Raw genomic sequence first — 15,515 nt, forward strand, 5'->3', positions numbered from 1 at the left:
GGCGATGCTGCCGCCATGCCCCGCGCCTCCGACCACGAACCCCTGCTGCGGCTTCTGCTGGGCGGCGTGCCCGCTTCCATCCTGCGGCGGCTGCTGGATACCCATGGGGATGCCGCAAGCGCACTCGCCGCCGGGCCGCGCGACTGGGCCAGCCATGGCCTTGACCGGGCCGCCTGCTTGGCCGTCCGGGCACCGGATGACGCGGCCTTGGCCCGCAGCCTGCACTGGCTGGAGGACAGCCGGCACCATCTGCTTGGCTGGCGGGACGAAGCGTATCCGCCCCTGCTCCGCCGCATCGCCTCACCGCCGGCGGTGCTGTTCGTGGCCGGCGATCCCGCCCTGCTGTGGCGCCCGGCAGTGGCGGTGGTGGGCAGCCGCGCGGCCACCGCCGGTGGTCGGGCCAATGCCGCCACGTTCGCCTCCGCGCTGGCGCGTGCCGGGCTGTGCGTGACCAGCGGCATGGCCGCCGGCATCGATGCCGCCGCCCACCAGGCCGCCCTGGACGCCAGCGGCATGACCGTGGCGGTGCTCGGCACCGGGCCGGACGTGGCCTACCCGGCGTCGCATCGGCCCCTGATGGCGCGGATCGCCGCTGCCGGGGCCGTGGTCAGCGAGCACCCGCCCGGCACGGCGCCGCTGCGGACTCATTTCCCCAGCCGCAACCGGATCCTGGTGGGGCTGAGTCTGGGCGTGCTGGTGGTGGAGGCTGCCACCCGCTCCGGGGCGCTGATCACCGCCCGCCAGGCCGGGGATGCTGGACGCGAGGTATTCGCGCTGCCCGGCTCGATCCACAACCCGATGGCACGCGGCTGCCACCGGCTGATCCGCGACGGGGCACAGCTGGTGGAAACGCCCGCCGAAGTACTGGATGCGCTGGCCCCGCTGGTGAGCGACTTGGCGCGTGCGCTGCGCGGCGCGCTGGAACACAGCATCCCGGCAGGGGCGCCGCCGCAGGCCGTGCCGCAACCGGACGATCCCGACACCTACCGGTTGTGGCAGGCGTTGGGCCATGACCCTACCGGTATGGATGACTTGCTGGCCCGCACCGGATTGACGGCGGCCACGGTGTCGTCCATCCTGCTGGCGCTGGAGCTGGAAGGACGGGTCGCGGCGGAACATGGCCGCTACAGCCGGGTCGGAGTCTGACGCTGGCGTATTGCTTCCACGGTGCCGACGGCACCCGGGCCGAGGATCGGAAGGACATGAAAGAGAGCATCCTGGACGTCCTGCTGTACCTCTTCGAACACTATTTCGCGCAGGACGACCTGACCCCGTCCGACGTGACGCTCCATTCGCGGGACGGCGCGCTGATGGGCGAACTGGCGGCCGCAGGCTTCTCCCCTGCGGAAATCCAGAACGCCGTCGAGTGGCTGGACGCCCTGGCGCAGCAGCAGCCGGCGCCGGGACAGGCCAGGCCGCATGGCCCCGTGCGGATCCTGCTTGGGCCGGAGCTGGACAAGCTGGACGTGGAGGCCCGCGGGTTCCTGCTGTCCCTCGAGCAGCACGGCGTGCTGGATGCCTGCCAGCGCGAGCTGGTTCTGGATCGCGCGATGGCGCTGGACCAGGACACGATTGACCTGGATGACCTGAAATGGGTGGTGCTGCTGGTGCTGTTCAACCAGCCCGGGTCGGAGGCGGCCTACGCCTGGATGGAAACCCAGATGTATCTGGACGAGCCGGAGCCCCTGCACTGAGCGGCGCCCTGTGCGTGGCCGCGCCGCCGTTTCGCAGGTCGCGCTTGACAGCGCCGCCCCGTCCGTGATTCCACTATAAAAAGGCGCCCGGGGCATTTGCTCCGGGCGTCGGTTTCTGCGGCGGCCGCCGGCCGCCCTCGACCGCCCCACCGGAACCCGCCGCCATGGCCAAGAACCTGCTCATCGTCGAATCGCCCGCCAAGGCCAAGACGATCAACAAATACCTCGGCAAGGACTTCACCGTCCTGGCCAGCTATGGCCATGTCCGCGACCTGGTGCCCAAAGAGGGCGCGGTGGATCCGGACAACGGCTTCGCCATGCGCTACGAGACGATCGAAAAGAACGAAAAACACGTCGATGCGATCGCCCGCGCCGCCAAGGCCGCCGACCACCTCTACCTGGCCACCGACCCGGACCGCGAGGGCGAGGCGATCAGCTGGCACATCGCGGAAATCCTGAAGGAGCGCGGGCTGCTCAAGGACAAATCGCTGCAGCGCGTGGTGTTCACCGAGATCACCCCGCGGGCGATCAAGGAAGCCATGCAGCAGCCGCGCGCCATCGCCAGCGAACTGGTCGATGCCCAGCAGGCGCGCCGCGCGCTGGACTACCTGGTGGGCTTCAACCTGTCGCCGGTGTTGTGGCGCAAGATCAAGGCAGGCCTGTCCGCCGGCCGCGTGCAGTCGCCCGCGCTGCGCATGATCGTGGAGCGCGAGGAGGAGATCGAGGCGTTTATCGCCCGTGAGTACTGGACCGTCGAGGCCGAATGCGCGCACCCGGCGCAGCCGTTCACCGCCAAGCTGGTGAAGCTGGACGGACAGAAATTCGAACAGTTCACCATCACCGACGGGGCCACCGCCGAGGCCGCCCGCCTGCGCATCCAGCAGGCTGCGGGCGGCAAGCTGCATGTCACCGACGTGGTCAGCAAGGAGCGCAAGCGCCGCCCGGCGCCGCCGTTCACCACCTCCACCCTGCAGCAGGAAGCCGCGCGCAAGCTGGGCTTCACCACCCGCAAGACCATGCAGGTGGCGCAGAAACTGTACGAAGGCGTGGCGATCGGCGACGAGGGCACGGTGGGTCTGATCAGCTACATGCGTACCGACTCGGTGAACCTGTCGCAGGACGCGTTGGCCGAGATCCGCGACGTGATCGCCCGCGACTTCGGCACCGACGCCCTACCCGACCAGCCGAACGTCTACCAGACCAAATCGAAGAACGCGCAGGAAGCCCACGAAGCCGTGCGGCCCACCTCAGCGCTGCGCACGCCGGCGCAGGTGGCGCGCTTCCTGACCGACGACGAGCGCAAGCTCTACGAGCTGATCTGGAAGCGTGCGGTGGCCTGCCAGATGATCCCGGCCACGCTGAACACGGTGACGGTGGAACTGGCCGCCGGCAGCCAGCATGCCTTCCGCGCCAGCGGCACCAGCGTGGTCGTGCCCGGCTTCCTTGCCGTGTACGAGGAAGGCAAGGACAGCAAGGCCAAGGAGGACGAGGACGAAGGCCGCAAGCTGCCGCTGATGAAGCCCGGTGAGAACGTGCCGCTGGACCGCATCCACGCCGACCAGCACTTCACCCAGCCGCCGCCGCGCTTCACCGAAGCCGCGCTGGTGAAGGCGCTGGAGGAATACGGCATCGGCCGGCCCTCCACCTACGCCGCCATCATCCAGACCCTGCTGGGCAAGCAGTACGCCGTGCTGGAGGGCCGCGCCTTCAAACCGACCGACGTCGGCCGTGCGGTCAGCAAGTTCCTGTCCAGCCACTTCGGCAAATACGTCGACTACGACTTCACCGCCAATCTCGAGGACGAGCTGGACGCGGTGAGCCGCGGCGAAGAGGACTGGATCCCGCTGATGCGGAAGTTCTGGACCCCGTTCAAGGCGCTGGTGGACGACAAGAAGGCCACCCTGGACAAAGCCGACGCCGGCAGCGTGCGCGTGCTTGGCACCGATCCGGCCAGCGGCCGCCCGGTCAGCGCGCGCATCGGCAAGTTCGGCCCGCTGGTGCAGATCGGCACCGTCGAGGACGAGGAGAAGCCGCGCTTCGCCTCGCTCAAGCCCGGGCAGAGCATCTACAGCATCAGCCTGGAGGAGGCGCTGAAGCTGTTCGAGATGCCGCGCCGGCTGGGCGTGGATGCAAACGGCGAGGAGGTCAGCGTGGGCATCGGCCGCTTTGGCCCGTTCGCCAAGCGCGGCGCCACCTACGCTTCGCTGAAGAAAGAGGACGACCCCTATGCCATCGACCTGGCGCGGGCGATCTTCCTGATCGAGGAAAAGGAAGAGATTGCGCGCAACCGCGTGATCAAGGAATGGCCGGGCCACGAGGTGCAGGTGCTGAACGGCCGCTTCGGGCCCTACATCAGCGACGGCAAGCTCAACGGCAAGATTCCGAAGGACCGCGAGCCCGCCTCGCTGACGCTGGATGAGGCGCTGCAGCTGCTGGCCGAGACCGGCAAGCCCGCGCGCAAGGGGTTTGGTGCGAAGAAGGCGGTGGTGAAGAAGGCCGCCGCGAAGAAGACCCCGGCCGGGGAGCCGGCCACCAAGACCGCCGTGAAGAAAACCGCGGCCAGGAAGCCTGCGGCAAAGAAAGCCGTCGCCAAGAAAGCGCCCGCGAAGAAGGCGGCGCGTCCGCTGTCGGCCGACCTCGAGCCCGCCAAGCCGCTGCTGACCGCGGCCAAGGTGGAGCCGGGCAAGAAGCGCGTGGTGAAGAAACCGGCCCGCGAGGACGCGCCGTTCTAACCGCCGTTCTGACCGCCGGAGTGACGCTGCGCTGAAGCCGGCAGCGTTGCGGGGTTCCGTCACGCCCGTCGGCGCGCCAAGATGGCGGCATGCACACCGCTGCCGCCCTCATCGCCAGCCTGTTGCCACTGCTCGCCGTCGCCGCGGCACAGGTGCAGCCGCTGCCGGCCCAACCGGCGGCCACGGTCACCGTGTACCGCTGCACCAGCGCGACCAGCAAGGTCAGCCTGCAGGATGCGCCTTGTGCGGCTGGGCAGGCCCAGCAGGCACGGCAGATGCAGCGGCCCATGGACGCACCGGCGCGACCGGCGCCGCCCTTGCCCGTCCCGCCCGCGGCAGCCAGGGCCGTCCCTCCGGCCCGCGACGTGGTCTATCTGGCGCCGCCGCGTCCGCTGTACGAGTGCGTGACGCCCGACGGCGCGCGCTACACCAGCGACGACGGCCGCGGCAATCCGCGCTGGGTGCCGCTGTGGACGCTGGGCTATCCGGCGGTGCGGCCGCATTCGGTGGTTGGCGACAACATCGGCCATCCCGACCGGCGGATGCATCCGCCGCATCGCGATGTGAACTGGCCGGTGGCCACCGGTGGCGGCACATGGATCCGCGACGATTGCACCATGCTGCCGCCGCGCGAGGCCTGCGCGCGCCTGCGCGATCGTCGCAGCGCGCTGCGCACCCGCTTCTTCAACGCGCAGGAAAAAGAGCGCGACGCCCTGCGCACGGAGGAGCGCGCGCTCAACGCACGCCTGGACAACGACTGCGGGGGGCGCTGAGATGCGCTTGCCTGTATTGGTGCTGCTGCTCCTGTGCCTGCCGTGGCCGGCCCGTGCGCAGGAAACCGTTTTCTACCGCTGCACCGACGCCAAGGGCAACGTCACGGTGCAGAACGGGACGCCCTGCGCTGCCGGGATGAAGCAGGAAATCCGCCGCATCGGCGCGGTCAGCACGGTGCCGGTGCCGGCGCGCAAGCCCAAGGCCGACGCCGATACGCCGCCGCCCCCGCCGCAGTACGGCGAGTTCGTGCTGGTCAGCGGCCCGGCGATGCAGCGTGCGCCCGCACCCGAGGCCGCCGGCTTGCCCGCGCCGCCGCCGCTCTACCAGTGCACCACCTGGCAGGGCGACACCTATTTCGGCGAGACCGCCACGCCCGCGCCGCGCTGCGCGCCGCTGCAGGTGGTTGGCATCGACGGCACCTCCGGGCTGGGGATGGGCCAGGCCTGCGAGCTGAAGCAGGACCGCTGCGAAGCGGTACCGGACGCACAGCTGTGCGCGGCGTGGTATCGCCGCCTGGACGAGGCCGACTTCAAGCTGCGCTATGCCAACGACGACAACCGCCGCGCACGCCAGGCCGATTACGACGCGGTGGATGCCAGGGTCAAGGCCAGCCGCTGCGCGACCAGCGTGCCGGCGACGCCCTGAGCACCGCGCCGGATGACGGGAGCCGCGCTGCGCGATGGCACGGCGCGTCCCTGCGCGACGGGGTGACCGACTAGGATGGCGGGATTGATGGGCGGAAAGGAACGGCATGGATAGCGGCGGCCTGGAACTTGCGTTGGTCTTCCTGCTGGCAGCGGTGCTGGCGGTGCCGCTGTTCAAGCGCTTCGGGCTGGGCGCGGTCCTTGCGTACCTGGCGACCGGCGTGCTGCTGGGGCCGCACGGGCTGGCGCTGGTGCGCGATCCCGAGAGGGTGCTGGCGGCCAGCGAGATCGGCGTGGTGATGCTGCTGTTCGTGATCGGCCTGGAGCTGTCGCTGCCGCGCCTGAAGGTGATGCGTAAGCCGATCTTCCTGGTCGGCGGGCTGCAGGTGCTGGTGTGCGGCGCGGCGCTGGGCGGGCTGTCGCTGCTCGGCGGTTTGGGCTGGAAGGCGGCGCTGGTGGTCGGGCTGGGGCTGGCGCTGTCGTCCACTGCGGTGGGCCTGCAGCTGCTGGCCGAGCGCAAGGAGCTGGCGACCGAACACGGGCGGCTGGCGTTCGCGATCCTGCTGTTCCAGGACCTGGCGGCCATCCCGCTGCTGGCGGCGATTCCGTTGCTGGGCAAGGCCAAGACCGCGGGCCTGGAAGGCAGCGAGGTCCTGCGTGCCGTGCTGCTGATCGCCGCGCTGGTGGTCGGCGGCCGCTACCTGTTGCGTCACCTGTTCCGCGCCATTGCCCGTACCGACCTGCCGGAGGTGTTTACCGGCGCAGCACTGCTGGTGGTGCTGGGCAGCGCCTGGCTGATGCAACTGGCGGGGCTCAGCGCCGGTCTCGGCGCGTTCCTCGCCGGCGTGCTGCTGGCCGAGTCCGAGTACCGCCACGAAATGGAGGCGCAGATCAAGCCGTTCGAAGGGCTGCTGCTGGGCCTGTTCTTCATGGCCGTGGGCATGGGCATCGACGTGCAGCGCATCACCGCCGAGCCGCTGCTGATCGCCGGCGGCGTCGCGGTGCTGCTGGCGGTGAAAGGCGCCCTGCTGTTCGCCCTGGGGCTGCGCCCCGGGCGGCTGGATGCGCGCGGTGCCTGGCTGCTGGCCGGTGTGCTGGCGCTGGGCGGCGAGTTTGCGTTCGTGGTGTTCGGCGAGGCGGCGCGGGCCAAGCTGTTGGACGGGGCGACCGGGGACCGCCTGACGGCGATCGTCGGCCTGTCGATGGCGCTGACGCCGCTGCTGCTGATGCTGGCGTCGAAACTCCTGCCGGACAAGCCGTCCGACGTTCCCAGGGAGTTCGACACCATTCCGGAGGACCGCCATCCACAAGTGCTGGTGGCCGGCTTCGGCCGCTTCGGCCAGATCGTCGCCCGCCTGCTGCGTGCGCAGGGCGTCCCCTTCATCGCCATCGATCCCGACATCGAGCAGGTCAACCTGTCCCGGCAGATCGGCACCGACCAGATCTACTACGGCGATCCCACCCGGCTGGCCCTGCTGCGCTCGGCGGGGGCCGCGCGGATCAAGGTGTTCGTGGTCGCCATCAACGGCGTCGAAGCCAGCCTGCGGATGGTGCGGCTGGTCCGCAAGCATTACCCGCAGGCGCGCGTCTTCGCGCGAGCGCGGGACCGTCGCCATGCCTGGCAATTGGTGGACCTCGGCGCCGAGGCCCTGCGCGAGACCTTCTGCAGCAGCCTGGAGATCGGCCGCGAGGTGCTGGTGGCGCTGGGCATGGAGCGCGCGCAGGCCGAGGACCGCGCGCGCCGCTTCCGCGAATGGGACGAGAGCCTGCTGGAACAACAGCGGCTGCTGCAGGACGACGAGGACGCGCTGCTGCAGGCCACCCGCGATGCGCGGCGCGAGCTGGATGGGCTGTTCGAGGCCGATGCCAGCGAAGCCGCGGCGGCGCGGCCCGCCGCGGAATGAGTGCGCGGATTAGTCGCGCAGAAAGCGCGCCATCGACACGCCGCCGGGCGGCGGCGCAGTAGGTGGCACCAGATCGGCGGCGATGTCCACGTAGCCGCGCGTCAGCGCGATGTCGCGCGGGGTGCGTCCGCCCGCATCCGCCTGGGCCGGGTCGGCACCGGCGTGCAGCAGGGCTTGCACGATGCGACGCAGGCCGTGCAGGGCCGCCAGGTGCAGCGGCCCGAAGCCGCGCGCATCGCGCGCATCCAGACGCACGTCTTCGTCCAGCAACCGTTCCAGCGCGGCCAGCAGCACGTCCTCGCTGCTTGGCGTGCCCGGCTCGGCGCGGGCACCCAGCAGCAGCAGCAGCGGAGTGGCGCCACTCTTCGCCGGCTGGTGCGGGTCTGCACCGGCCAGCAGTAGGCCGTCCAGCAGCGCCAGCAGGCGGGCGCGGTCGCGCGCGGTGAAGCCGTACAGCGCGGCGCAGTGCAGCGGCGTCAGGCCCTGGGCATCCACTGCGCGCAGGTCGGCGCCGGCGCGCAGCAGGCAGGCCACCAGATCAGGCAGGCCCAGCGCGGCCGCCAGCATCAGCACGGTGACGTCGCCGGGCAGGCGCTGCTCGAGGCTGCAACCGGCCTGCAGCAGGCGATCCACGACCTCCCGGTGGCGCATGCTCACGGCCGCCGACAGCGGCGTGGCACCGGTATTGGCGGTCAGGCCGGGATCCGCACCACGGGCCAGCAGCTGATCCACCAGCGCCAGGTGGCCGCCACCGGCGGCGCGCAGTAGGGCGCTGCAGCCCTGGCTGTCCACCGTATCCACGGGAAAGCCGAGGTCCAGCAGACGACGCACCGCGTCCTGGTCGCCGGTCATCGCCGCGGCCGGCAGGTCGGTGGCGCGCAGCGGGCGTCCGGGCAGCGGCCAGCCGCGCCAGTCCAGCCAGTCGGCCAGATCGCGTCGGCCGCTGGCCAGGGCGATGCCAAGCGGCGTCTGGCCGTCGGCGGCGCGGCGGTCCGGGGCGGCGCCCGCAGCCAGCAGGGCGGTCAGCGCGTCGGTCTGCCCCCGTGTGACGGCCGCATGCAATGCGCTGGTGCCACGCGCATCGCTGCCATCCGGATCCACGCCGTGCGCCAGCAGTTGGCGCACCAACTGGTTCCACCCCAGCCGCACGGCCAGCAGCAGCGGCGGGTCGCCGGCTGGCGAGGCCGCGAAGGGATCGGCGCCACGGGCCAGCAGCTCCAGTGCGAAGGCCTCGCCCGAGGTGGCCGTGGCGGGATCGGAGGCGCAGGCCGCCAGATAGCGGGCCAGCCCGCCGGCGCCGGCCGGCGTGCCGCCGTGCGCGAACAACAGGCGTGCAGTGGCGATACCGGCCGCACCCTGGTCCAGAGCCGCCATCACGGGCGTGGGCGTGCCGGGCTGGCGATAGTCGGGGTCGGCGCCATGGCGCAGCAGCCAGGCCACCCGTGACGGTGCCGCGGCGATCTCTGGATCCACCAGCAGCGCGTCCAGCTCGGCGCGCGCCAGGCGGCCGGCCAGGACACGCAGGCGGGCAGGTTCGGCGCGCTCCAGCAGCGCCTCGCGCAGCAGCAGCGGCGGCGGGCGTTCCGGCAGTATCTCGCCGTCAGCGGGCAGGTCGGCAGAGGACCGGGCGGGATCGAGCAGCGCGACCAGCGACCAGCGGCCGGCTGCTTCGGCGATGGCCAACGCGCTTCGACCCTGCGTATCCGGTGCCAGCGGGTCAACGTCGAGTGCCAGCAGCTGTCGCACCAGCGCCAGAGAGGGCGTCTCCGCCGCGCAGGCCAGATGCAGGGCATTGGCACCGTTCGCGTCGGTGGCACGGACATCGGCACCCGCTGCCAGCAGCACGTCCAGGGCGCTCGCCGCCGCGGTGCGGGCGGCCTCCAGCAACGGCGTGCGTCCGTCGCTGTCGCGCGCTTCGATATCCGCACCGGCTTCCAGCAGCGCCTGCGCGATCGCGGCGTGACCGACGGCAGCCGCTTCGTGCAGCGCGCTGCGGCCGCGGGCGTCGCGGGCATTGGCCTTTGCCTTGTGCCGCAGCAACAACTGCACGCCGGCGGGATCGTCTTCATCGCCGCCAGCCGCGGCCAGCAGGGCCGGTTGCCCGCCGGCGGGCTCCGGCCGCGCACCGCGTTCCAACAGGAAGCGGGCCAAGCGCCAGTTGCCGCAGGCGCAGGCGCTGCCCAGCGGCGACAGGCCGGCGTGGTTGAGGGCGTCGATGGCCGCACCGGCATCGCGCAGCAGCGCGGCCACGCCGGGATCGGAGCTGCGTGCGGCGTGGTGCAGCGGCGTGTTGCCGTCGGCATCGGCGATGCGCGGATCGGCGCCGTTGGCCAGCAGCGTCATGACCGCCTCGGGCCGGCCGTGCCAACTGTCGCGGGTGGCCGCCAGCAACGGCGTCATCCCGTCCTGCAGCGCGTTGAGGTCCACGCCGCGCTCGATCAGCGCCCGCAGCAGGCGCAGGTCCGGCAGCACGGCGGCCAGCACCGGCAGGCTGCGGCGATCACGACTGTCCGCGTCAGGCGGCGCATGCGGATCGGCGCCGGCGGACAGCAGCGCCAGGGCGCGTTCCACCCGGCCATTGCGGGCCGCGGCGTAGAGCTGCCGGGTGAGGGCCGGCACGTCGATCGCGTCGCGCTCGACGTCCGGCGCCGCGACGCCCGCGGGCGCGGCCAACGGCAGCGGCAGGTCGTCGGCATCGTCCGGTGCCGGCATTTCCACGATCGGCAGGCCGTGCAGCGCGGCGCGCGGGGCGGCAGCCTGCAGGGCCAGGTGCGCCAACGGCAGCAGCACGGCGTAGCCCAGCCCGGCCGCGAGGCGCGCGGCGCCAACCAGCAGGCCCGGCCACGCCAGCAGCAGGCCACCCGCCAGCAGCAGGAAGACCGGCAGCGCCGCCAGCAGCAGGCCGCGCCAGGCGGCGGGGTTTTGGGCCTGGCGCGCGGCAAAGCGCGCCTGCGCGCTGCCACCCGTGCGTTCCAGCGTGTGCCAGTCGGGCCAGCGCCACCACAGGGCGACCAGCAGGGCGCCGGCCAGGGCGGCCAGGGCCAGGGTGGTGCCCAGCGACGGCGCTTCCAGCAGCCGCAACAGCGGCCAGGCCAGCAGCGCGCCGGCCAGCAGGAAACCGCCTCCCCAGGCCAGCGCCAGCCTGCCTGCATCCGCCAGCAGCACCCGCGGCCGACGGCCACCGTGCAGCAGCGCGATGCCGAGCGCGGCCGGGACCTGCGCCAGCCACGCCGCGCCGGCGGCGATCACGCCACCTTCGACCACCGCCACCCCCGCCAGCAGCAGCGCACAGGCCAGCAACGCGGCGCCGGCCGCGGGCATGCGATCAGGCATCGGTGCCCCAGTCTTCGGTCATCGGGTCGGCCACGGTGGGCGGGAACTGCAAGTGGAAACCGCGGGCTGCCAGGTTGTGGCGCACCACCTCGGGATTCTCCTGCGCCAGCTTGCGTTCCGGCGTCAGCGCCACTTCCAGCACGAACTGCAGGCCGCCCAGCTGCGTGCGCAGCGGTTCCGGCAGACAGCCGAAATCGTCGCGGGTGGCGAGGTAGAGGTAGGTGTCCGCCTTCTTCAGGCTTTTGTAGACGTAGGCCAGCATCGCGATCCGGGGGAATCGACTTGCGGAAACAGTCACGGATTGTGCGGGAAAGCGCGCGGCGGCGGAACCGGCGGCGGGACATCCGGCACAGGCAGGTGCCGGGCCGGCTGTTACCCTGCGCGCTTCGTTTCGCCTCGGATCGTCTCCATGCGCTTCGCCCCGCTCGCCTTCGCCCTGCTCTGCACCCTGTCCGCCGCGCACGCCGCGCCGCGGGTCACCCTGGCTGAGGCGATGGCCGATCCCGACTGGATCGGTCCGCCGGTGGAGCAGGCGTGGTGGCGCTGGGACGGCAAGGCCGCGCTGTACACCCTGAAGCGACCGGGCGCGACGGTGCGCGACACCTGGCAGGTGGGGCTGGACGGCGCCGCGCCGGCGAAGGTGGACGATGCCGCGCGCGCCGGCCTGGATGCGGACGGCGCCCTGCTCGACGGCCGCGGAGAACGCAGTGCCTTCGTGCGCAATGGCGACGTGTTCGTGCGCGATGTGCGCAGCGGCGCGCTGGCCCAGCTTACCCGCGGCAGCGACGCCGCCACGCGCCTGCAATGGGGCAGCGACGGCGCGCTGGTCTGGCGCACCGGCGACCGCTGGTGGCGCTGGGACGGGCGTGCCATCGCCCAGGCCGCCACGCTGCTGGCGGCCGACGCGCCCGGCAAGCCGCCCGCGGCCGACGACCTGCGCGACCGCCAGCTGCGGCTGATCGACACCCTGCGCAATGACCGCGCCCTGCGCGACGCCGCGCGCGCGCAGGGCGATGCCTGGCGCAAGGCGGACCCCACCCGTGCGCCGGCACCGATCTACCTCGGCAAGGGCGTGGACATCGTCGACTCGTCCCTGTCGCCCGACGGTCGCTGGCTGCTGGTCGCCACCAGCGAGAAGGGTGCGGACGCCGGCCAGGTCGGCAAGATGCCGAAGTACGTCACCGAATCGGGTTACGAGGAGTTCGAGGACGCACGCACCCGCGTCGGCCGCAACGATCCGCTGCCGCAGAAGCTCTGGCTGGCCGAGGTTGCCACCGGCAAGCTCAGCGAACTGGCGTTCGACCCGCTGCCGGGCATCAACGTGGATCCGCTGGCGGCACTGCGCAAGGCCGCCGGCAAGGCGCCGCTGCAGGGCAACCGCGCGGTGCAGGTCGCCACCAGCGGCGACAACGGCGACGCGCCCACGCTGCGCTGGCGCGCCGACGGCAAGGCCGCGGCGGTGATGGTGCGCGCCATCGACAACAAGGACCGCTGGATCGCCACCGTCGACCCGGCCCGCGCGGTGCTGCAGCCACGCCACCGCCTGCACGATGACGCCTGGATCAACTGGAGCTTCAACGAATTCGGCTGGCTGCCGGACGGCACGCTCTGGTACCTGTCCGAGGAGAGCGGCTACTCGCACCTGTACGTGCTGGACGGTGCCCGCCGCCGGCAGCTGACCAGCGGCAACTGGGAAACCTCGCAGGTCGTCGCCTCGAACGACGGCGCGACGTTCTGGTTCCTGTGCAACCGCGCGGCACCGGTGGATTACGAGGTCTGCACGGTGCCTGCGCGCGGCGGCGAGGTGCGCGAAGTGACCGCGCTGGACGGCGTGGAGAACTTCGCCCCGTCGCCGGACGGCTCGAAGCTGCTGGTGCGGCACTCCGCCGCCTACCTGCCGCCGCAGTTGTCGGTGGTGGAGGCCGGCGGCGGCACGGCGCGGCGCCTCACCGACACCCGCAGCGCGGACTTCAAGGCGCGCCCCTGGATCGTGCCGCAAAGCGTGCAGGTGCCCAGCAAACACGGCGCCGGCAGCATCTGGGGCAAGTTCTACGGCCCGGCGAACATGGAGCCGGGGAAGAAATATCCGGTGGTGATGTTCGTGCACGGCGCCGGCTACCTGCAGAACGCCGAACTGCGCTGGCCGGAGTACTTCCGCGAGCAACTGTTCCACAACCTGCTGGTGGACGAGGGCTACATCGTCCTCGACCTGGACTACCGCGCCAGCGAGGGCTACGGCCGCGATTGGCGCACGGCGATCTACCGCTGGATGGGCAAGCCCGAGCTGGAGGATTACCTGGACGGCCTGGACTGGGTGGTCGCCAACAAGCAGGGCGACCGCGACCGCGTCGGCATCTACGGCGGCAGCTACGGCGGCTTCATGACCTACGTGGCGCTGTTCAAGGCGCCGGGCGTGTTCAAGGCGGGCGCCGCGCTGCGCCCGGTGGCCGACTGGTCGCAGTACAACCACGAATACACCAGCAACATCCTCAACACGCCCGAGCTCGATCCCGACGCCTACAAGCGCTCCAGCCCGATCGAATTCGCCGATGGCCTGCGCGACCACCTGCTGATCGCCCACGGCATGATCGACGACAACGTGTTCTTCAGGGACTCGGTGATGATGACCCAGAAGCTCATCGAGCTGCGCAAGGACAAGTGGGAGCTGGCGCCGTATCCGCTGGAGCGCCATGGCTTCACCCATCCCGACAGCTGGTACGACGAATACCGCCGCATCCACGCGCTGTTCGAGCGCACGCTGAAGTAATTCCGGATCGTTTCCCCATGCTGCGCATCACCGACCTCAAGCTGCCGCTGGACCACGATGACGCCGCGCTGGCCGCGGCCATCGTGGCGCGGCTGGGCATCGCCCCGCACGAGTTGGCCGGCTATACCGTCGCCAAGCGCAGCTACGACGCGCGCCGGCGCGGCGCCATTGAGCTCATCTATTCGCTGGACGTGGACACCCCGCGCGAAGCGGAGCTGCTGGCGCGCCTGCAGGGCAAGCCGGGCGCGGCAGGCAGCAAGGTGCTGCCCACGCCCGACACCACCTACAAGTTCGTCGCCCGGGCGCCGGCGCGGCTGCCGCTGCGCCCGCTGGTGATCGGGATGGGGCCGTGCGGGTTGTTCGCCGGGCTGGTGCTGGCGCAGATGGGGTTCCGCCCGATCATCCTCGAGCGCGGCAAGGCGGTGCGCGAGCGCACCGTGGACACCTTCGGCCTGTGGCGCCGCAAGGTGCTGGACCCCGAGTCCAACGTGCAGTTCGGCGAGGGCGGCGCGGGCACGTTCTCGGACGGCAAGCTGTACAGCCAGATCAGCGACAGGCAGCACTATGGCCGCAAGGTGCTCACCGAGTTCGTGGCGGCCGGCGCGCCGGAGGAAATCCTGTACGTCAGCAAGCCGCACATCGGCACGTTCCGGCTGGTGTCGATGGTGGAGAAGATGCGCGCCACCATCCAGGCGCTGGGCGGCGAGATCCGCTTCGGCCAACGCGTCGATGACCTGCTGATCGAGACCGATGCCGCCGGCACCCACCACGTGCGCGGCGTGGTGCTGGCCAGCGGCGAAGAGCTGCGCGCCGACCACGTGGTGCTGGCCCTGGGCCACAGCGCGCGCGACACCTTCGCCATGCTGCACGCCCGCGGCGTGCACCTGGAAGCCAAGCCGTTCTCGGTGGGCTTCCGCATCGAGCACCCGCAGGCGGTGATCGACCGCGCGCGGTTCGGCCCGCAGGCCGGCCATCCGCTGCTGGGTGCGGCCGACTACAAGCTGGTCCACCACGCCAGCAACGGCCGTTCGGTGTACAGCTTCTGCATGTGCCCCGGCGGCACCGTGGTGGCCGCCACCAGCGAGCCCGGCCGCGTGGTCACCAACGGCATGAGCCAGTACTCGCGCAACGAGCGCAACGCCAACGCGGGCATCGTGGTGGGCATTTCGCCCGAGGACTACGCGCCCTACGGCGAAGGCCCGCTGGCCGGCATCGCGCTGCAGCGCCACTGGGAATCGCAGGCGTTCGTGCTGGGTGGCGGCGACTACCTGGCGCCGGCGCAGCGGGTGGGCGACTTCCTGCGCAACCGCCCGTCCACGGCCCTCGGCACGGTACTGCCTTCGTACACGCCGGGCGTCACCCCGGGCTCGCTGGACGAGGCGCTGCCGCGCTATGCGATCGATGCGATCCGCGAGGCGCTGCCGGCGTTCGACCGCCAGATCCGCGGCTTCGCGATGGACGACGCCGTACTGACCGGCGTGGAAACCCGCACGTCCTCGCCGCTGCGGATCACCCGAGGCGAAGATGGCCACAGCCTCAATACGCGCGGGTTGTTTCCGGCCGGCGAAGGCGCGGGCTACGCCGGCGGCATCCTGTCGGCCGGCGTGGACGGCATCCGCACCGCCGAAGCGGTGGCGCGCAGCCTGCTGGCCGCAGCCTGAGGCGGC

General features: G+C 71.6%; 10 protein-coding genes. 8 read left to right on the plus strand and 2 right to left on the minus strand.

Features of this window, described 5'->3' with window-relative positions:
- The first annotated feature begins 15 nt into the window (after positions 1 to 15).
- The 6 genes from dprA (at position 16) to ACK4SG_RS08365 (ending at position 7,748) form a co-directional block, all read left to right on the plus strand.
- On the plus strand, positions 16 to 1,146 hold the full coding sequence (gene dprA, locus ACK4SG_RS08340; protein WP_409601259.1) for a DNA-processing protein DprA: 1,131 nt from the start codon (positions 16 to 18) through the stop codon (positions 1,144 to 1,146).
- A 56-nt stretch (positions 1,147 to 1,202) separates the two neighbouring features.
- Positions 1,203 to 1,694 (plus strand): DUF494 family protein, encoded by a 492-nt coding sequence (locus tag ACK4SG_RS08345; RefSeq protein ID WP_409601260.1) that lies wholly within the window; start codon positions 1,203 to 1,205, stop codon positions 1,692 to 1,694.
- Between the two features lie 164 nt (positions 1,695 to 1,858).
- On the plus strand, positions 1,859 to 4,426 hold the full coding sequence (locus tag ACK4SG_RS08350) for a DNA topoisomerase I (protein ID WP_409601261.1): 2,568 nt from the start codon (positions 1,859 to 1,861) through the stop codon (positions 4,424 to 4,426).
- Positions 4,427 to 4,515: 89 nt separating this feature from the next.
- A complete protein-coding gene (locus ACK4SG_RS08355) occupies positions 4,516 to 5,199 on the plus strand; it encodes a DUF4124 domain-containing protein (protein ID WP_409601262.1) in 684 nt (227 codons plus the stop codon).
- 19 nt (positions 5,200 to 5,218) lie between these two features.
- Positions 5,219 to 5,845 (plus strand): DUF4124 domain-containing protein, encoded by a 627-nt coding sequence (locus ACK4SG_RS08360; protein ID WP_409601263.1) that lies wholly within the window; start codon positions 5,219 to 5,221, stop codon positions 5,843 to 5,845.
- A gap of 106 nt (positions 5,846 to 5,951) precedes the next feature.
- Positions 5,952 to 7,748: a monovalent cation:proton antiporter-2 (CPA2) family protein gene (locus tag ACK4SG_RS08365; protein WP_409601264.1), complete on the plus strand. Its 1,797-nt coding sequence runs from the start codon at positions 5,952 to 5,954 to the stop codon at positions 7,746 to 7,748.
- A gap of 9 nt (positions 7,749 to 7,757) precedes the next feature.
- Here ACK4SG_RS08365 and ACK4SG_RS08370 read toward each other — a convergent pair whose 3' ends face one another.
- Both ACK4SG_RS08370 and ACK4SG_RS08375 read right to left on the minus strand, forming a co-directional pair.
- Positions 7,758 to 11,081: an ankyrin repeat domain-containing protein gene (locus ACK4SG_RS08370; protein WP_409601265.1), complete on the minus strand. Its 3,324-nt coding sequence runs from the start codon at positions 11,079 to 11,081 to the stop codon at positions 7,758 to 7,760.
- A complete protein-coding gene (locus ACK4SG_RS08375) occupies positions 11,074 to 11,343 on the minus strand; it encodes a YcgL domain-containing protein (RefSeq protein ID WP_409601266.1) in 270 nt (89 codons plus the stop codon). The genes ACK4SG_RS08370 and ACK4SG_RS08375 overlap by 8 nt, the downstream gene beginning before the upstream one ends.
- A gap of 147 nt (positions 11,344 to 11,490) precedes the next feature.
- On the opposite strand from ACK4SG_RS08375, the gene ACK4SG_RS08380 reads away from it, so the two are divergent.
- Together ACK4SG_RS08380 and ACK4SG_RS08385 are read left to right on the plus strand one after the other, a co-directional pair.
- Complete coding sequence (locus ACK4SG_RS08380) at positions 11,491 to 13,848, plus strand: prolyl oligopeptidase family serine peptidase (RefSeq protein ID WP_409601267.1); 2,358 nt, start codon at positions 11,491 to 11,493, stop codon at positions 13,846 to 13,848.
- A 17-nt stretch (positions 13,849 to 13,865) separates the two neighbouring features.
- A complete protein-coding gene (locus tag ACK4SG_RS08385) occupies positions 13,866 to 15,509 on the plus strand; it encodes an NAD(P)/FAD-dependent oxidoreductase (RefSeq protein ID WP_409601268.1) in 1,644 nt (547 codons plus the stop codon).
- Positions 15,510 to 15,515 lie beyond the last annotated feature (6 nt).

Source organism: Thermomonas sp., from assembly GCF_046293095.1.
In the GTDB taxonomy this organism is placed as follows: domain Bacteria; phylum Pseudomonadota; class Gammaproteobacteria; order Xanthomonadales; family Xanthomonadaceae; genus Thermomonas.